The sequence below is a fragment of the Streptomyces actuosus genome (assembly GCF_016921115.1).
GTDB classification, from domain to species: Bacteria; Actinomycetota; Actinomycetes; order Streptomycetales; family Streptomycetaceae; genus Streptomyces; species Streptomyces actuosus_A.
In genome coordinates this window covers 176872-195753 of record NZ_JAFFZS010000005.1, presented here as the reverse complement: position 1 = coordinate 195753, position 18882 = coordinate 176872, and the positions used below count along the sequence as shown (strand labels likewise).

The following is an 18882-nucleotide window of genomic DNA, read 5'->3' as shown; positions in this document are numbered from 1 at the left end:
TCGCCTCAGTGCGCGTCCGGCCGGTCTCGGTGCGCGTCCGGCGGGTCCAGGGGCAGGAGGTCGTACGGCTCGAAGTCCTCGTCGAACGCGTCGGGCAGCACGTCCTTGCGGGTCGCCGTGCCCGTGCCGGGTTCCGCGTCCGCCGTGTCCGCATCCCCGGCGGGGCCGTCGGCGCCCCGGCGCCGCCAGGCCTGTACCCCCAGGGCCACCGGTACCGCCACGCCCGCCGTCCAGGCCGCGGTCGCCCCGCCCACCTGCCACCACACCGGCCCGAACCGGGCCAGCGCGGCCACCCCGAGCGGCCCGCCCGCCAGCGCCGCGCATCCGGACAGCGCGAGCGCGCAGGCCACGGCCGCCAGAGCGGCGGCGCCTGCCGTGTGCCGCCACGACCCGGACCACGCCCGCTCCCGGCCGTCCTCCTCCGCCCGTGCCGTGCCGAGCGCCTCCGCACGTGCCACGAACCACCCCACGGTCGCCCCGGCCATCAGCGGCACCGCCCCCGCCGCCCAGTTCCACGGCGTCCCCGGGCCGACGTCCGGCACGGCGGCCAGCAGCGGGAACGGCGGGAGCAGCGGGGCGGGGTCGGAGGCCAGGGGCGCCGCCGTGTGTCCGGTGGCGAGGGCGAAGCCGGGGCCGAGGGCGTAGGCGGCGCCCCACACCGCCGCGTTCGGCACCAGCGCGAGGCAGAGCAGCAGTACGGCGAAGCGCCCCGACCAGCCCTCCGTCAGGCGGAGGAAGGATCCGCTCGCCGTCCCGCCGTGCCACACCATGGAGACCGCCACCAGCAAGGCCCCGCCCCCGATCAGGACCGCCGCCCCGGCCGCCGCTGCCCGCCCGGCGGCCTCGATCCGCTCCCGAGCCCGCGGGCCGATCACCAGGCGCCGCAGGGGACCCGGCAGCAGCACCAGCAGGCTGTCGAAGGGCTCGCGCGGACGGCCGTACGCGGTCCAGACCCCTGCGCCGGCCGCCACGACGGCGACGAGCGGCAGCCCGGCGGCGCCGGCACCGTGCCCGGCGGGCCGCAGGGTGCCGCCGGAGGAGTACAGGGCGGCGGCGGCGCCGACGGCGAGGTAGCCGAGGGTCGTGCCCGTCCACGCCGTGCGGGCGGAGGCGCACTGCTCGCCGTCGCCGCCGTGGACCGCGTCCCGGGCGGCCCGGTGCACCAGCCAGGCGGGCACCGCGAGCAGCAGCAGCGGGGTGAGACCGACGGGAGCCGGGGCGCCGGAGAGGGTGTCGGTGCGGACCAGTTCCACCCCGTGCGCGAGCAGCCACAGCGCCGCGGCGACGTGCAGGGCGCCGCCGGGCCCGCCGTCGGGGTACGGCGAGCTGATCCACAGCACCATCACGAGCACCGCGAACGCGCCGAGCCCGAGGCCCGCTGCGACCGCGCCGCCCAGGAGGCTGGCAGCCAGTCCGGGAGATCGGTCGCGCATCCGGGCGAGCGGGGGCGACGACGGCGGCCGGCGGTCGGTCTTCTGGATCACGCCCGCCATGCTCCCAACGACACGCGCTTTTCCGTCGTAACAGGCGAACGTCCGCTGTGTCGCTCAATATATGTTTATGTTCTTTTTCGTGCGAAGGGGCGCCCAGTGACGCGGAGCCCTGCCACTTCCCTCCCCCCGCCCGAGGAGCGCCGACGCCTGCGCGAGGCCGCCTCGCTGACGCAGGATCAGCTCGCGGCACGTGTGGGTGTCACCCGGAAGACGGTGCGCGCGTGGGAGTCCGGCCGTACGACACCGCGGGGCGGCAAGCGGGAGGCGTACGCGGAACTGCTCGCCTCACTCGGGCGGCCCTCCGCGGTGACGGAACCTCAGACCGGCGCGCGGGGAGGCGCCGCGTCCCCCGGCGCGGAGCGGACCGGCCGTTCGCAGCCGCCCCCGCGGGCGGCGGAGCGCAGCGACCGGACCACCGCCGCTCCCGCGCAGGCGCCGGAGCGGACCGCGGGAACCGCAGCCCTCGCCGGGACGGCCGACCGGACCGGCGGAGCCGAGCCCCTCGCACCGGCGGCGGAGCGGGCCGCCGGAACCCTCGCGCCGCCCGCGGAACGGGCCGCAGGGCCCGGTACCCCGGCGGCGGGGAGGGCGGAAGAATCCGGCCTGACGCCCGCTCAGGCGTTCGACGCCCTCTACGGCTTCTGCTCCCCCGCCCTGGTCCGGCAGACCTACCTGCTGACCGGGCGGCGCGAGCTGGCCCGGGAGTCCGTGGAGCGGGCCTTCCAGCTCGCCTGGCACCGCTGGCCGGAGGTGGCCCGCGACCGCGACCCGGCCGGCTGGGTGCGGGCGGCGGCGTACGAGTACGCGCTCTCCCCCTGGCACCGGTTCCGCCCCCGCTACCGGCACCCCGAGCCGCCACCGGCGGCCCCGGCCGACCGCACTCTGCTGGCGACGCTCCTCGCCCTGCCGCCGTCGTACCGGCGCACGCTGCTGCTGCACGACGGTGTCGGCCTCGGCCTGCCGGAGACGGCGGCGGAGACGGAGGCCAGCAGCCGGGCGGCGGCCCACCGCCTGCTGCACGCGCGCGAGGAGGTCGCCGCGTGCCTGCCGGACCTGACCGACCCCGCCGAGATCCACCGGCGACTGACGGCGCTGGCCTCCGCCGAACGGCTGCGCGCGGCCGAACCGCGGGCCGTCCGCAGCGACGGGGAACGCCGGGCCCGCCTCTGGACCCGGGCGGCGATCGCCTTCACCGTCGCGATCATGAGCGCCACCGCCCTGACGCTGCACACGGCCCCCACCCGGTACGTGCCGCCGGTGCCGCCCGGGGAGGCCGTCCGGGGCGTACCCCCCAGGTCGGCACCGGGGCCGCTGTCGGCAAAGGAGAGATCCCTGCGGGCCAAGCTCGAGTCGGAGACGGCCAACGGCCCTCAGCGCCTGGTCCCCGAGTCGCGCTAGTTGTATTGCCCTGTGAGGTTGGGGACGCGGCGGGCGACGTTCGCCCGTCGAGGAGCGGCGTCCGGTGCGTGCTCCCGGTGTGCCGGCCGGAAGCCCTCGTACGGGGTGTACTCGGGCTTTCGTCCGGTGCTGCGAGCGTGCGTGCCGGGCGTCGCGACGGGGCGAACGTCGCCTGTCGCGGCACCAGCGAGCCGGGGATCCCGTGCGCTCGCCGCACGCCCGGGGGCGGCTCGGCTCCGGGTGCCGGGCGGACGCGTGAGGCGTGACATCCGGCATCTGGCACGCGGCGCCCGGCGCCGGACACCTGACGTCCGGCGGCCGGCCGCCGTCCCACGCGCGGCATCCGGCATCTGACGCCCGGCGGCCGGCGTTCCGCCCGGCATCGGCTCGCGTGAGAACGCCGGTGGGCCCGCCCCCACTGCGGGGAACGGGCCCACCGGCGATTGCCGGGACGTCGGCGGCGACGTCAGCCGGCCAGGATCTCGCGGGCCAGCTTCGCCGTCTCGGTCGGGGTCTTGCCCACCTTGACGCCGGCGGCCTCCAGGGCCTCCTTCTTCGCCTGCGCGGTGCCGGACGAGCCGGACACGATCGCACCGGCGTGACCCATGGTCTTGCCCTCCGGCGCGGTGAAGCCCGCGACGTAGCCGACGACCGGCTTGGTCACGTTCTCCTTGATGAAGGCCGCGGCCCGCTCCTCGGCGTCGCCGCCGATCTCGCCGATCATGACGATCAGGTCGGTGTCGGGGTCGTCCTGGAACGCCTTCAGCGCGTCGATGTGGGTGGTGCCGATGATCGGGTCACCGCCGATGCCGACACAGGTGGAGAAGCCGATGTCACGCAGCTCGTACATCATCTGGTACGTCAGCGTGCCGGACTTCGAGACCAGGCCGATGCGGCCCGGCTTGGTGATGTCGGCCGGGATGATGCCGGCGTTCGACTGACCGGGGGTGATCAGGCCGGGGCAGTTCGGGCCGACGATGCGGGTCTTGCCGCCCTTCTTGCCGGCGTAGGCCCAGAAGTACGCCGTGTCGTGCACCGCGATGCCCTCGGTGATCACGACGGCCAGCGGGATCTCGGCGTCGATGGCCTCGACGACCGCGTCCTTGGTGAACTTCTCCGGGACGAAGATGACCGAGACGTCGGCGCCGGTCTTCTCGATGGCCTCCGCGACGGTGCCGAAGACCGGTACCTCGTTGCCGTCGAAGTCGACGGTCTGGCCCGCCTTGCGCGGGTTCACGCCACCGACGATGTTGGTGCCGGACGCCAGCATGCGGCGGGTGTGCTTCTGACCCTCCGAGCCGGTCATGCCCTGGACGATGACCTTGGATTCCTTGGTGAGGAAGATAGCCATGGTTGTGTGTGACCTCGTCCCTTACTTCGCGGCAGCAGCCAGCTCGGCGGCCTTGTCGGCCGCGCCGTCCATGGTGTCCACACGCTGCACCAGCGGGTGGTTGCGGTCGTCGAGGATCGTGCGGCCCAGCTCGGCGTTGTTGCCGTCGAGACGGACGACCAGCGGCTTGGTGACCTCTTCGCCCTTGCTCTCCAGGAGCTCCAGGGCCTGCACGATGCCGTTGGCGACGGCGTCGCAGGCGGTGATGCCGCCGAAGACGTTGACGAAGACGGACTTCACGTCCGGGTCGCCCAGGATGATCTCCAGGCCGTTCGCCATGACCTCGGCGGAGGCACCGCCGCCGATGTCGAGGAAGTTGGCGGGCTTGACGCCCTTGTGGTTCTCACCTGCGTAGGCGACGACGTCCAGGGTCGACATGACCAGGCCGGCGCCGTTGCCGATGATGCCGACCTCGCCGTCGAGCTTCACGTAGTTCAGGCCCTTGGCCTTGGCGGCCGCCTCGAGCGGGTTGGCGGCGGCCTTGTCGTGCAGCTCCTCGAACTCCGGGTGGCGGAACTCGGCGTTGTCGTCGAGGGACACCTTGCCGTCGAGGGCGAGGACCTCACCGGACGCGACCTTGGCCAGCGGGTTCACCTCGACCAGGAGGGCGTCCTCCTTGATGAAGGTGTCCCACAGCCGGACCAGGACGTTGGCGACCTTGTCGGCGACCTCGGCCGGGAACTTGGCGGCGGCGACGATCTCGCGGGCCTTGGCCTCGTCCACACCGTCGATCGGGTCGATCGGGGTCTTGGCGACGGCGTCCGGGCGGGTGGCGGCCACCTCCTCGATCTCCACGCCGCCCTCGACGGAGGCGATGGAGAGGAAGGTGCGGTTGGCGCGGTCGAGGAGGAAGGAGACGTAGTACTCCTCGACGATCTCCGGAGCGGTCTCGGCGATCATGACCTTGTGGACCGTGTGGCCCTTGATGTCCATGCCGAGGATGTCCGTCGCACGGGCGACGGCCTCGTCCGGGGTGGCGGCGAGCTTCACGCCGCCGGCCTTGCCACGACCACCGACCTTCACCTGCGCCTTGACGACGGACTTGCCGCCCAGACGCTCCGTGATCTCGCGCGCCGCCTCAGGCGTGTCGATGACTTCACCGGCCAGCACCGGTACATCGTGCTTGGCGAAGAGGTCCCTCGCCTGGTACTCGAACAGGTCCACGCGCTTCCGTCCCTATCAGTGATCTCGCGGTTCGTTGGATGCGTGGGCGTGCCGCGAAGGGCAACGTGACGTCCGCTCTGTGTCACAAGGGAAGCGCACACGGTGTCCGAGCGCGCGGCATGTCCGTCTCGCAGGTTATCGCCGCCGGGCGGACGTCTCTAAATCGCATCTCACACGTGAGCGGTGATACCTGTCACATGATGCCGCGCACGGCGCGGCGACGCGACACCGCGTGCCGTCTGAGCAGGGCCTCACCGGGCTGGGGTGGGCCCGGTGAGGCCTTCGCGCACGGCCCGCGGCGGCAGCGTGCCGCCGCGGGCCCGGACCGGGCGGACCCCACCCCGACGGGGACCGCCCGGCCGCTCTCCGCGAGGGACCGGCCGGCGTTCCGGACGCAGCCGACGGATTTCGGCCGTCCGGGTCCGCCGGCCCCCGCGGCGTCTGATGCGGTACCGCCACCACGGCCCGAACCGCTGGTGGTGCCGGAACCGCGGTGGTGCTCGCCTCGCCCGTACGGCCGGTACCGGCCGTACCGCCTGTACCGCCCCGCCTGTACCGGCAGTACCGGATCTGCCGGACTTGCCTGATCCGCCGGACCGGGCGGAGGGGCAGCCCGGGGCGGTCGGTCGGGGCGGACCTGCCCGAGGGGAGGGCGCGGCCGGGACCAGCTCGGTGTGCCCGGGGCCGTACGGCCGCCGGTCCTGTCGTAGCCGCCGGTCGGAGTGGGCACATCGACCTGCCGGTGCCTCCTGACGGTCCGCACGGCCTGGACGACCTGGACGACCCGAGCGATCGAACAGCCGTCGCGCCGTACCGCGGCAGCCGCCGGAAGGGCGCGGGGCGCCGCGCCCGGTGGGACGGCACCGCGGACGACCGACGGGGCATCGCGGCACCCTCGGGGACGTGCGCTGGAACGGGACGCCGGTCCGAGCCGCGGACCGGGGCGTCGATCGTCGCACGGGAGGCCGGAGGTTGCGCAAGCCCTGTGTTACCGATGGGTACTCATGTCCGATTTGCAGTCGGTGGCCCCACCGCATCCGGCCACCGGTCGCCAACCGCCCCCCGCTGCCCGCCACTTGTCGCCTTCGCCCCTCGCCCGTCGCCGCTGGTGGGCCGTCCCAGCGGTCGCCCGGTGGCCTTCTGCCGCGTCAGGAGCCGTCCGGCACCGGCAGGGGGCGCTTCTCCATCGCTGCCGCCATCACCTCCGGGAACAGGTCGGGTGTGCAGGCGAACGCCGGTGCGCCCAGCGCGGCGAGCGCGGCGGCATGCTCACGGTCGTACGCCGGCGTTCCCTCGTCCGACAGCGCGAGCAGCGCCACGAACTGCACCCCCGACGCCTTCATCGCGGCGACCCGCTTGAGCATCTCGTCGCGGATACCGCCCTCGTAGAGGTCGCTGATCAGTACGACCACCGTCTCCGCGGGCCGGGTGATCTGCGCCTGACAGTAGGCGAGGGCGCGGTTGATGTCGGTGCCACCGCCCAGCCGGGTGCCGAAGAGCACGTCCACCGGGTCGTCGAGCTGGTCGGTGAGGTCGACGACGGCGGTGTCGAAGACGACGAGACGCGTGCTGATCGACCGCATCGAGGCCAGCACAGCCCCGAAGACGGAGGCGTGGACGACGGACGCCGCCATCGAACCGGACTGGTCGATGCAGAGCACGATGTCCTTCTCGGCGGACCGGGCGGCCCGCCCGTACCCGATGAGCCGCTCCGGTACGACCGTGCGGTGCTCGGGCAGATAGTGCTTGAGGTTGGCCGCGACGGTGCGGTTCCAGTCGATGTCGCGGTGGCGGGGACGGCTGACGCGCGCGCCGCGGTCGAGGGCACCGGTCAGCGTGGCCCGGGTCCGGGTCGCGAGCCGCTTCTCCAGGTCCTCGACGACCTTGCGCACGACGGCCCGTGCCGTCTCCCTCGTCGTCTCCGGCATCGCCTTGTTCAGCGACAGCAGCGTGCCCACCAGGTGCACGTCCGCCTCCACGGCCTGGAGCATCTCCGGTTCCAGCAGCAGTGCCGCCAGTCCGAGCCGGTCGATGGCGTCGCGCTGCATGACCTGCACCACGGAGGAGGGGAAGTAGGTGCGGATGTCCCCGAGCCAGCGGGCCACGGACGGTGCCGAGGCACCCAGTCCGGCGGAGCGGTCCCCGCCCGTCCGGGGGCCGTCCTCCTTGCCGTAGAGGGCGGCCAGTGTGCCGTCCAGGGCCCTGTCCCTGCCCGACAGGGCGTGTCCGGTGCCGTCCGCCGCGTCGCCGCCGAGCACCAGCCGCCAGCGCCGCAGGCGCTCCTGCGCCGGGTCGTTCGCCTCGGCCGTCATGTCCCCACCCCCACCAGGCCGGTGTCGCTGTCGTCCCGATCCCCGTCCGCGGCGTCCGGTGCGCCGTCCAGGCCCAGCAGCAGCCGGGCCACCGGCACCACGGCATCCGCGCGCTCGTCGTCGAGGCCGGCCGCGAAGCCCGGCAGGCCGGTCCGGGCCGCGGGTCCCGCGCCGGGGCGCCGCTCCGGTCCGCGTCGGACCAGTTCGCCCAGGGTGCGGCGCACCCCCGGTTCGTACGCCGCGAACGTCCTCCGCAGCAGCGGCAGTACGTCGGTGAACGCCTGCGCGGGCACTCCGGTGAGCCAGCCGTCCACCAGGGAGAGCAGCCGCTCGTCGTGCACGAGGAGCATCCCGCCGCCTCCGCCGCCGACGAACCCCTCGATCCAGGCGGCGGCGTCCTGCGGCGGCGTCCCCGGCGACAGGGCGAGCCCCATCAGCCGGGCCGCCTCGTCCTGTCCCATGCGCCCGTCGTCCAGCAGCAGCCGCACGGCGCGCCCGCGGACCTGGCCGGGCACCGCGTCCCGTGCGGACAGCACGCGCAGCACTTCCTGCCAGCGGGGCCGCAGACCGTCGCCGCGCCGTGCCGCGGGGGCCGCCCGGCCGGCGGGGACGTCCGTGACGTCCGCGAGCAGCCCCACTGCCCCGTGCACCGCGTCCAGCCGGCGCCGCATCTCGTCGGCGGCGTCCGGGGCGAGGGCGGCGCAGGCCGGGGGCAGGCCGACGAAGACCCGGTCGGCCAGACCCGCGGCGACCTCGGCCAGCGCTCCAGTGTCGGTGCCGCGCACGTCGCCGTAGCGCAGGGAGCGGACCAGGGCGGGCAGGGCCTGGGCGAGGCGGCCGACGTCCGCCTCGAGCGCGGCCCGGTCGGCGAGTGCCCGCATCACCGCGGACAGCGCCTCCGTCAGACCGGCCTGCAAGCAGCGCTCGGCCAGCGCGGTGACCTCCGCCAGGGCCTGCGCGGCCGCAGCGTCCGCCTCCGCCCTGCCGTTCGCGGCGGCGATCACGGTCGTCCCCCACACGCCCGCCTCGGCGACGCGGACCGCCAGCTCCGGCTCCCAGCGCAGCCGCCAGGTCTCCCGGAACGTGCCCGTGCCGACGCGTGAGGCGGCCGGCTCGCCCCAGTCGACGCCCAGCAGCCGCAACCGGTGCAGCAGCCTGCTGCGCTCGGCGTCGATGTCCTTGCGCAGGTCGAGCTCCAGCTCCCGGTCCTCGGCCTCGGGTCTGAGCCGCAGCCGCCGTTGGAGGCGGTCGAGGTCCCGCTGGAGCGGCACCGCCGGGGCCGTCCGCGGCACCTCGCCCAGGGCCTCGCCGACCACGAGCCGGTCGCGCACCAGGGCGAGCGGGACGTCCGAGCCGTCGCACATCACCGCCCGCGCGGCGTCGGTGGTCTCTCGCAGCCCGGGCAGGGGCCGCCCGCGCAGCGCGGCGAGGGTGTCCGCCAGCCGCACCGCTTCGATGACGTGCGCGGGCGAGACGATCCGGTCCTCCTCCCGCAGCAGTCCCGCCACCCTCGTCAGCCACCGCTCGACCGGCCGGTCGGGGGCGGCGAAGAGGTGTCCGTACCAGCCCGGTGCCTCGATGCCCGCGCCGTACCCACCACCCCGGGCCAGTCTGCGGTGTGTCCACGGCACCCAGGTCAGGTCCGCCCTGACCTTCGGCAGCCCCTTCAGCAGCGCCCGGTCGGCGGCGACGGCGGGCTTCCTCCGCAGGGCGGGCACGTGCCAGGCACCGCAGACCACGGCCACGTCGTCGCCGGTCTCGCGGCGGGCGGCACGCAGCTGGAGCCGCATGTGGGCCTCCCGCACGAGGTCCCGGTCCTGTCCCCCGCCGCCGTACGCCTCCCGCAGCATGGCCATGGCCTCCTCCAGGGCCGCGAACGGGGCGAACGCGTCGCCCCCCTTCGCGCCCCGGTGCTCGACGACGTCCTCCCACCAGCGCTCGGGGTCGTCGTACCCGGCCGTGCCGGCGAGAACGGCGAGCGGATCGACCCGCACGTCGGCCGGGGCCCGCTGCTCCTGCGCGTCCCGCCCCGCCGGTCCCCCCGCTGCCGCGCCCCCCGTGTCGGCGTCGCCCGGGGCGGCGGGGTCGGCGGGGTCGGGGACGGTGCTCCCCCGGGCCAGACTGTGCGCGGCCGGCAGGTCGATGAAGCGGGCCGGGACCCCGTGCTCCAGCGCCCAGCGGAGGGCGACCCACTCCGGGGAGAACTCGGCCAGGGGCCAGAACGCCGAGCGGCCGGGCTCGTCCACGGCGTGGGCGAGCAGGGCGACCGGCGGACGCATGTCCGTCTCCGCGGCCAGCGGGATCAGCGGGTCCGCCTCGGGCGGTCCCTCGATCAGCACGATCCGCGGCCGGGCCGCCTCCAGAGCCGCGCGCACCGCGCGGGCCGACCCGGGCCCGTGGTGCCGCACCCCGAGCAGCCACGGCCCTCCCCCGCCCGCGGCCGCCGCGTCCTCCGTCATCCCGTCCCCCTCCGCTTCCGGGGCCAGGCGGTGTCGTCGTCGCCCGGCACCGTCGTCGACGCGTCGGGCCGGCCGGCCCCCACCCGGCTGCCCGTGTCCGTCCCGCACGGTCCGCCGAAGGCCTGCAGGAGAGGACGGGTCCCGCCGCGCCCGGCGGTCATGCGCCCACCTCCCGGCACGCGCGGTAGAAATCGCTCCAGCCGTCGCGCTCACGGACCACGGCCTCCAGATACTCCTGCCACACCACCCGGTCGGAGGCCGGGTCGCGGACCACCGCACCGAGGACGCCCGCGGCGACGTCCGCCGGCCGCAGGACGCCGTCGCCGAAGTGGGCGGACAGCGCAAGGCCTCCGGTGACGACGGAGATCGCCTCGGCGGTGGACAGCGTGCCGCTGGGCGACTTCACCTTGGTCCGGCCGTCGGCGGTGATCCCGTCCCGCAGTTCGCGGAAGACGGTGACGACGCGGCGGATCTCGTCGATGCCGTCGGGCACCGGCGGCAGGTCGAGCGACCGGCCGATCTGGTCGACGCGCCGGGACACGATGTCGACCTCGGACTCGACGCTCGCCGGCAGCGGCAGGACGACCGTGTTGAAGCGGCGGCGCAGGGCGCTGGACAGGTCGTTGACGCCGCGGTCCCGGTCGTTGGCCGTGGCGATGAGGTTGAAGCCGCGTACGGCCTGCACCTCCTGGCCCAGTTCCGGTATCGGCAGGGTCTTCTCCGACAGGATCGTGATGAGGGTGTCCTGCACGTCGGCCGGGATGCGGGTCAGTTCCTCGACGCGTGCGGTCGTCCCCTCGGCCATGGCCCGCATGACCGGGCTGGGAACCAGCGCGTCGCGGCTGGGGCCGCGGGCCAGCAGTTGCGCGTAGTTCCAGCCGTAGCGGATCGCCTCCTCCGGTGTCCCGGCCGTGCCCTGCACGAGCAGCGTGGAGTCGCCGCTGACCGCGGCGGCCAGGTGCTCCGACACCCAGGTCTTCGCGGTGCCGGGCACACCCAGCAGGAGGAGGGCCCGGTCGGTGGCGAGCGTCGTGACGGCGACCTCGACGATGCGGCGCGGCCCCACGTACTTCGGAGTGATCACCGTGCCGTCGGGCAGCGTTCCGCCGAGCAGGTAGGTCGCCACCGCCCACGGCGACAGCCTCCAGCGGTCCGGGCGCGGCCGGTCGTCCTGCGCGGCCAGCGCGGCGAGTTCGTGCGCGAAGGCCGTCTCGGCGTGCGGCCGCAGGGCGTGCGCCGTCGGCGCGGGCCCCCTCCCGCCCGACGCGGCAACCGTCGTCTCCACGGACACAGACATGGCGAAGTCCCCCTCCGGCTCGTCCGGTTCGAATCTGCCTCCACGGTGCACCACACCACTGACAACCGACTCCGACCTGCGCGAACACCGTCGCCGCGAGGCGCGCGGACCGCCGCCCGGGGCCCGTTGTCAGTGGGGGGACCTACCGTCGGGGTCATGACTGAGCAGGGGGTGCGCTGGAGCGCGGAACAGGTGCTGGCACTGGCATCTGACGCTGCGTCGCGGAAGGCGGGGAGCAGGCTCGGTGTGGCGGGACCGTGGTCCGAGGCGGGCCGTTCCGGCGAGGGCGCGGTGTGGGGGCTGTGCAAGGGCAGCGGCAGCACGCCGTACCGGACGGTCGTCGACCTCGGGGACGCCGCCGGACCCGCGTACAGGTGCAGTTGCCCGAGCCGCAGGTTCCCGTGCAAGCACGCGCTCGGCCTGCTGCTGCTCTGGGCGGAGGGGGACGGTGCGGTGCCGCCGGGGGAGCCGCCGCAGTGGGCCGCGCGGTGGGTGGAGGACAGAGCGGCGGCGAGAGGGCGGCGGGCGGAGCGGGGCGCTGCGGCAGGCGGGGGCAGCTCGTCGCCGGCGTCCGCCTCCGCCGACCCGCAGGCCGCGCGACGCCGGGCGGAACGCCGGGCGGAACGCCGGGCGGAACGCCGGGCGGAACGGATCACCGCGGGCGCCACGGAGCTGGAGCAGCGCCTCGCGGACCTGCTGCGCGGCGGCCTCGCCGCGGCCGAGCAGGCGGAGTACGGGCTGTGGGAGGAGACCGCGGCGCGCATGGTGGACGCCCAGGCCCCGGGCCTGGCCGCGCGGGTACGGGACCTGGGCGGGATCGCTTCGTCGGGCCCGGGCTGGCCGGTGCGCCTGCTGGAGGAGTGCGCACTGCTCCACCTTCTGGACCAGGGCTGGCTGCGCCGTGAGCGGCTGCCCCAGGAGCTGGCGGCGACGGTCCGGTCGCGGGTCGGCCTGGTCCAGGCTGCGGACGGCCCGCCGCTGCGCGACCGATGGCTGGTCCTCGCCCGGTACGACGTGGCGGACGCGAAACTGACGACGCGCCGGACCTGGCTGTACGGCACCGCCACCGGGCGCACCGCGCTGCTGCTGTCGTACGGCGCGGCCGGCCGCGCCCCGGAACAGGCGCTGCCGGTCGGGCTGGCGCTGGACGCCGAGGTGTCGGCCCGTCCCGGCACCGGGCAGCGACGGGTCTCGCTGCGCGAGCAGTTCGCTCCGCCCGCACCGACGCACGCCCGGCCCGCCGGGGTGACGGCGGCTCGGGCGGCGGCCCACTACGGCGAGGCGCTGCGTGCCGATCCCTGGCTGGACCTGGTCCCGGTGACGCTGGAGCGGGCCGTACCGGCCCGGGACGGCGACGGGTGGCAGCTCGCGGACGCCGACGAGGACGCCGCGCTGCCGCTGGCCTCCGCCGCCGTGGCCCGGCCGGGACTGTGGCGGCTGGTCGCGCTCTCGGGCGGTGCCCCGGTGAAGGTCTTCGGCGAGTTCGGCCACCGCGGCTTCACCCCGCTCGCGGCCTGGCCGCGGGAGGCAGGCGAGGTGGTGCCGCTGTGCTGAGCCACCGGCCCCCGGCCCTCGGGGCTCCGGCCTGCCACCCCTCTCGCCCCGGGCACCGCGCTCCCCCGTCCAGCGGCAGGAGCCGGGCCACGCCCCGTCCTCGGGACACCGGCGCGACTGCCCCGCCGCTGCCGCAGAACCCGGTTCCGGCACCCGGCTTCAGGCGGCGGAGTCATGGACCCGGTGGAAAGGACACGGTGAGCAGCGAGTGTCGGCCGGTGGACGGTGCACGCAGGTCCACCCTGACCGCCAACCGGCTTCCCCTGCCCTGCTCCGCACGAGCTTCGTCCCCTCCCCGGCCCGAAGGCCGGGGCATCCACGAAGGAGAGGCCCGATGAACCACACCTCCGCTCCGGCGGCACCGTCCTCGGCGGGAGCCTGGGAGGAACTGGTCACGGCGGCGCTCCTGGGCACGGAACGGCGCACACCGCCGGGCGCCGCACCCGGCCGCCCGGCCCCCGTCGCGCTACTGGACGCGGCGGCCGTGGCGACCGTGCGGCGGCGGGCCGGGATACGGCCGGCGACCGCGGCGCCCCGCCCGGAACCGGCTCCCGACGACCCGCGCCCCGCGCTGCCCGCGGCGGCGGCCCGCAGGCTCGGCACACTGCTGGCGAACCGCCCCGGCGGGGGTGCCGGGCGCCGGGGCGCGGCACCTGACCTGATGGAGCTGCTCCCCCAGTGGCTGGCGACGGCGAACGCCCACGGTTACGCCGCTCCCGCGCACGCCGTGCCCGCACTGCTGGACGCGGCCCGCGGGCGCACGGATCTGAGGCCGGCGGCGCTGGAGTTCGCGGGGCCGCGGGCACTGTGGCTGGCCCGGCTGAACCCGGACTGGCGGTTCGCGCTGCGGACGATGCCCGGCGGCGGGTCCGCGCCAGTGAGGGGGAACGGTTCCGGGCGCACCGACCGGCTGTGGCGGGAGGGGCTGTTCGCGGAGCGGGTCGCACTGCTGTCGGCGCTGCGGGCGCGTGATCCCGCCGCCGGGCGGGAGCTGCTGGTGTCGACGTGGACGACGGAGCGGGCCGAGGACCGGCTGATGTTCCTCGACTCGCTGCGCACGGGTCTGGGGCCGGACGACGAACCGTTCCTCGAGGCGGCCCTGACCGACCGGAGCCGCACGGTGCGGTCGACCGCGGCCGAGTTGCTGTCGGCGCTGCCCGGCTCGGCTCTCGCCGCGCGGATGGCGGTGCGGGCCGCGGCGTGCGTGGCGGTCGACCGCGCCCTGGACCCGCCGGCGCTCGTGGTGGAGGCACCGCACGAGTGCGACGCCGGTATGGAGCGCGACGGAGTCGTGGCCAAGGCGCCGCCCGGCCGGGGCGAGCGGTCGTGGTGGCTGGGACAGCTGGTGGAGGCGGCGCCGCTCGGCACGTGGTCCGGGCGGCTGGGCGGGCGGACGGCACGGGAGATCGTGGCACTGCCGGTCGCGGACGACTGGCAGGGCGAGCTGCACGCCGCGTGGTGCCGGGCCGCGGTGCGGCAGCGGGATCCCCAGTGGTCGCGCGCGCTGCTCGGGGCGCCGTCCGCGCCGGGGGCCGGTGGGCCGGGTGCCCTCTCGCTGGCCGAGCGGGCCAAGCTGCTCGCGACGCTGGGAGCGGACGAGCGGGCCGGGTGGGTGGCCGGTTTCATCGCCGTGCACGGACTGTCCGAGGCGTTCCAGTTGCTCGGGGTGTGTGCCGTGCCGTGGGCGGTGCCGCTCGGGCGGGCGGTCGTCGATGCGCTCGACATCGCGCGGGACGCGGGGAGTTACCCCTGGAGTTTCAGTGGGGTGATGGGGCTGGCCGAGCGCTGCCTCGACCCGGCGGAGACGGCCCGCCTGGACGGTCTGCTGGCCGTGCCGGACGAGGCGGAGGGCGCCTCTCCGGGAGCCGGCGGCTACTGGGCGGAGGCCTTCCAGCGTCTGGTCACGACGCTACGACTGCGCGCGGCGATGGCGGAGGAGCTCAGCCCCCCCGACCCGGGCGGCGGCACCGTCGCAGCAGGCGGCACCGTCGCAGGACACCGCCGCACCGCCCCGGAGCGCCGGGGCGCCGGTCCGGGAGCCTGCCGCACCGCTTCCTGAGGTCGCGGCACCGCCCGGGGGAACGGCCTCGCCGTCCCCTCCGGTCGACCTGGCCGAGACTCAGGCGTCCGCGGGCTGACGGACGTTCGCCCGGACCCAGTCCACGATGGACTGCGTCGTCGCGCCCGGCGTGAAGATCTCCGCGACGCCCTTCTCCTTCAGCGGGGGGATGTCCGCCTCGGGGATGATGCCGCCGCCGAAGACCAGGATGTCCTCGGCGTCCCGCTCCTTCAGCAGCGCGATGACGGCCGCGAAGAGCGTGTTGTGCGCGCCGGAGAGGATGGACAGCCCGATCGCGTCGGCGTCCTCCTGGATCGCGGTGCCGACGATCTGCTCGGGGGTCTGGTGGAGTCCGGTGTAGATGACCTCCATCCCCGCGTCGCGCAGCGCCCGCGCGATGACCTTGGCCCCGCGATCGTGGCCGTCGAGCCCCGGCTTGGCCACCACCACGCGGATCGGACCGGCTGCCACACCCATCACTGCCTCCATGAAGCGACTGCATTCGTCCCTGCCGGCGGGTACCGCGGCACCCGCACCGGCCAGGGAAGTGAACGAACGTTATCGCCAGCATCCCGCACCCGGCCGTTTCACGGTGGGGAGGGAGGGGGAAATCACACGCAGGGACACACCAGCAGCGCACCGTTCCAAGTCGCGCAACGGGAGCCGCAGCGAGGTCGTCGCACCGCCGCGCCGCAGGCCGCGTGCGTGTCGGTGCGACGCCTCGGCGATGGCACGCAGGGCACGTAGGGCAGACACGGCACGACAGCGGGGAGCCTCGTCGCCGCACCGGCAGCAGGCCTCTCCACGTCATCGGCGCACCACGGGCACCACGGGCCGCCGGCCGCGCTCACCCCACCGCACCCGCTCCGGCATCGCCGATCACCTCCGCCTCGGCTTCCCAGGAGTACACACGGGGGACAAGGCCGTCCTCCAGCGTGCCGACAGGAGGCCGGCCATGAAGGTCACCAGGGTTCTGCAGCCCGCTCTCGCGCCCTTCTCACCCTTGTCGACCCTGTCGGCTTTGTCGATGCTGTCCGCAATGCCGTCCTTGTCGCCGTCTTCCTTGTCGTCCCTCCTGCCGCTGTGCGGGCGGATGTTGCCGACGAAGTTGGCGGGGCTGTCCGTGGCGCTGCTGAAGGCGACCGCCCTGGAGTGCGCGATCCTCGCGGGACACCTGCTGCTCTACCCCTCCGGCATCACCCAGGAACGCCGGAGCCCCGCCGGCCGGCCCCTCGCGGCCGACGCCCCGGACCCCACCCGGCTCCCGGCGCCGGAGCAGCCCCCCGTGGTCCTGCTGCACGGCTTCATCGACAACCGCTCCGTGTTCGTACTGCTGCGCCGCAGCCTCGCGCAGCACGGCCGGCAGCGCATCGAGTCGCTCAACTACTCACCGCTGACCTGCGACATCCGCGCCGCGGCCGACCTGCTCGGCCGGCACATCGAGGAGATCTGCGAGCGCACGGGCAGCGAGCGCGTGGACGTCGTCGGACACAGCCTCGGCGGGCTGATCGCCCGCTACTACGTGCAGCGCCTGGGCGGCGACCGCCGCGTGCGCACCCTGGTCACGCTCGGCACGCCGCACGCGGGCACGCGGGTCGCCCCGCTGGCCAACGCGCACCCGATCGTCCGCCAGATGCGCCCCGGCTCGCCGGTCCTGGAGGAGTTGTCCCGGCCGGCGCCCGGCTGCCGCACCCGCTTCGTCGGCTTCTGGAGCGACCTGGACCACCTCATGGATCCGCTGGACACGGCCTGCATCGACCACCCCGACCTGGCCGCGCAGAACGTCCAGGTCAGCGGCGTCGGGCATCTGGCGCTGCCGGTGCACCCGGCCGTCGCGGCGGGCATTCGCCGAGCTCTCGACGCGGAGTTGCCGGGAACGGAGACCGCCGATCAGGCAGGGGGGCTGACGGTGGCCTGACGCCTCCGGGCCCCACCCCCGCACCCGTATCGAACAACCTTCGAACGCAACGCCAAGGGCGCGTCCGCAGTTCGCCGAAACACGGCCGAATGCCCGTTTCCCGGGGGCAGGAAACCCGCCGAAGATTGTCGCGCCCGCGTACCGCCGGGTACAGTCGCCGCACTGCTCTGGCAGCCCCTGTTGTCGAGGCGAAAGAGAAGTTGGTGAACGACCGTCACCCGTCGGGGACCGTGACCACCCCGGCTACGGCTTCCGATGCCGCCTCGGCGCACTACGCGCCCTACGGCACTCAGGAAGCCCAGTACGACGGCTTCACCACGTACGGCTACGGCACGGGCGGCGGTTCGCACGGCGGCTTCGCCTCGACGGCCTACGCCACCGACCCGCTCTACGGCAGCTTCCCGGGCGACGCCACCGGCACGTACGACGCCGGCCAGTGGTCCACCGGCGCCCAGCACGACCTCCACCAGGACCCGTACGCGGCCCAGCAGTACGCCGGCTACGCCGACGGCGCCTACGACACCACCGCATGGGCCGCGGACCAGCAGCAACTGCCGACCGTTCCCGCGCAGTACGCCGCCCCGGACGTCTCCGCCCAGTGGGACGCGTCCGCCTGGCTGCAGCCCGACCAGACCGGCACCGCCGACCCCACGCAGCAGTGGCAGTGGGGCACGCAGGCCTACGACACCAGCGCGTACGACGCCACGCAGTGGAACGCCGACTGCACCGCGCAGCACACGGGCGCGGACCAGTACGAGCAGCACACGGGCGCGGACCAGTACGAGCAGCACACGGGCGCGGACCAGTACGAGCAGCACACGGGCGCGGACCAGTACGAGCAGCAGCCCGGTGCGGAGGCGTACGCGCAGCATCCGGACATCCTCGATCAGCAGGCCACGGCGACCTTCGAGAGCGTCCCGGACACAGGGGTGGACCCCGCCTTCGGCCAGGCCGGCCACGACGACCCCGCCGCCGGCTCGCCGGGCGACACCGGCGAGCTGCCCGCCGTGGACGAGGACGGCACGCCGCTTCTCGACGACCAGGAGGAGGTCACCGCCGTCCCCTCCCCGCGCGCCGCCTCCCGCGGTTCACGCGGTCGCCGCCGTACCCCCACCAAGCGCTCCGCGCTGCTGACCGTCGCCGTGCCCTCGGTCTGCGTGCTCGGTGTCGCCGGGATCGCCGCCGCCTCCGTCGGCACCTTCACCGGCGACAGCACGGACACCGCCGCCGCAGCGCCGGACGCGCACGCGGTGAAACCATCCGCCGCCAACAACAAGCTGGACTCCCAGCTGCAGAACCTGTCCGCCGGCGCCGACGACTTCGCCGACCGGGCCAGCCGTACGCAGCAGCGCATCGACCTCAAGGAACAGCGGGAGGCCGAGCGGAGGAAGGCGGCCGAGGAGGCTGCCCGCAAGGAGCGGCTGCGGCCCAAGTTCGCCCTGCCGGTCGCCCAGCACGGGCTCAGCGCCTACTTCGGGCAGGCCGGCATCAACTGGATGTCCGTGCACACCGGCATCGACTTCCCCGTCTCCTACGGCACCACGGTGATGGCCGCGACGGACGGCGTCGTGTCGACCCAGTGGAACAGCGCCTACGGCAACATGATGATCGTGACGGCGAAGGACGGCACGGAGACCTGGTACTGCCACCTCTCGCGCTACCGCGTCGCCCCCGGTACGACGGTGAAGGCCGGCGACCCGATCGCCTACTCCGGCAACTCCGGCAACTCCACCGGTCCGCACCTGCACTTCGAGGTCCGGCCCTACGGCGGTTCGGCCGTCGACCCGCTGCCGTGGCTGCGCAGTCACGACCTCGACCCGACGTGAGCTGAGCCGGCC

At 75.0% G+C, this 18882-nt stretch carries 12 protein-coding genes; 5 read left to right on the top strand and 7 right to left on the bottom strand.

Annotated elements, in window-relative coordinates:
- Positions 1-5 precede the first annotated feature (5 nt).
- On the bottom strand, positions 6-1493 hold the full coding sequence (locus JS756_RS09365) for a cell division protein PerM (protein ID WP_205382540.1): 1488 nt from the start codon (positions 1491-1493) through the stop codon (positions 6-8).
- A 96-nt stretch (positions 1494-1589) separates the two neighbouring features.
- Here JS756_RS09365 and JS756_RS09360 point away from each other — a divergent pair, with 96 nt between their 5' ends.
- Positions 1590-2891: a helix-turn-helix domain-containing protein gene (locus JS756_RS09360; RefSeq protein WP_205382539.1), complete on the top strand. Its 1302-nt coding sequence runs from the start codon at positions 1590-1592 to the stop codon at positions 2889-2891.
- Positions 2892-3357: 466 nt separating this feature from the next.
- On the opposite strand, the gene sucD is transcribed toward JS756_RS09360, so the two are convergent.
- The 5 genes from sucD to JS756_RS09335 form a co-directional block, all read right to left on the bottom strand.
- Positions 3358-4242, bottom strand: a complete 885-nt coding sequence (gene sucD, locus JS756_RS09355) for a succinate--CoA ligase subunit alpha (RefSeq protein ID WP_205382538.1) — start codon at positions 4240-4242, stop codon at positions 3358-3360.
- A gap of 21 nt (positions 4243-4263) precedes the next feature.
- Complete coding sequence (gene sucC / locus JS756_RS09350) at positions 4264-5445, bottom strand: ADP-forming succinate--CoA ligase subunit beta (protein WP_205382537.1); 1182 nt, start codon at positions 5443-5445, stop codon at positions 4264-4266.
- 1148 nt (positions 5446-6593) lie between these two features.
- Positions 6594-7757, bottom strand: coding sequence for a VWA domain-containing protein (locus JS756_RS09345; RefSeq protein ID WP_205382536.1), 1164 nt, complete (start codon positions 7755-7757; stop codon positions 6594-6596).
- A complete protein-coding gene (locus JS756_RS09340) occupies positions 7754-10216 on the bottom strand; it encodes a DUF5682 family protein (protein WP_205382535.1) in 2463 nt (820 codons plus the stop codon). Before JS756_RS09340 ends, JS756_RS09345 begins: the two co-directional genes overlap by 4 nt.
- Positions 10217-10373: 157 nt before the next feature.
- Positions 10374-11513, bottom strand: coding sequence for an AAA family ATPase (locus JS756_RS09335; RefSeq protein WP_205382534.1), 1140 nt, complete (start codon positions 11511-11513; stop codon positions 10374-10376).
- 156 nt (positions 11514-11669) lie between these two features.
- Between JS756_RS09335 and JS756_RS09330 the strand changes: the two genes are divergently transcribed.
- Both JS756_RS09330 and JS756_RS09325 read left to right on the top strand, forming a co-directional pair.
- Positions 11670-13067, top strand: coding sequence for an SWIM zinc finger family protein (locus JS756_RS09330; protein ID WP_205382533.1), 1398 nt, complete (start codon positions 11670-11672; stop codon positions 13065-13067).
- Positions 13068-13401: 334 nt separating this feature from the next.
- Positions 13402-15126, top strand: a complete 1725-nt coding sequence (locus JS756_RS09325; RefSeq protein ID WP_240203492.1) for a DUF5691 domain-containing protein — start codon at positions 13402-13404, stop codon at positions 15124-15126.
- A 60-nt stretch (positions 15127-15186) separates the two neighbouring features.
- On the opposite strand, the gene icmB is transcribed toward JS756_RS09325, so the two are convergent.
- Positions 15187-15603 (bottom strand): coenzyme B12-dependent isobutyryl CoA mutase small subunit, encoded by a 417-nt coding sequence (icmB, locus tag JS756_RS09320; RefSeq protein WP_205382532.1) that lies wholly within the window; start codon positions 15601-15603, stop codon positions 15187-15189.
- Between the two features lie 550 nt (positions 15604-16153).
- On the opposite strand from icmB, the gene JS756_RS09315 reads away from it, so the two are divergent.
- Positions 16154-17044 (top strand): esterase/lipase family protein, encoded by an 891-nt coding sequence (locus JS756_RS09315; protein WP_438817293.1) that lies wholly within the window; start codon positions 16154-16156, stop codon positions 17042-17044.
- A 203-nt stretch (positions 17045-17247) separates the two neighbouring features.
- A complete protein-coding gene (locus tag JS756_RS09310; RefSeq protein ID WP_307790457.1) occupies positions 17248-18870 on the top strand; it encodes a peptidoglycan DD-metalloendopeptidase family protein in 1623 nt (540 codons plus the stop codon).
- Positions 18871-18882 lie beyond the last annotated feature (12 nt).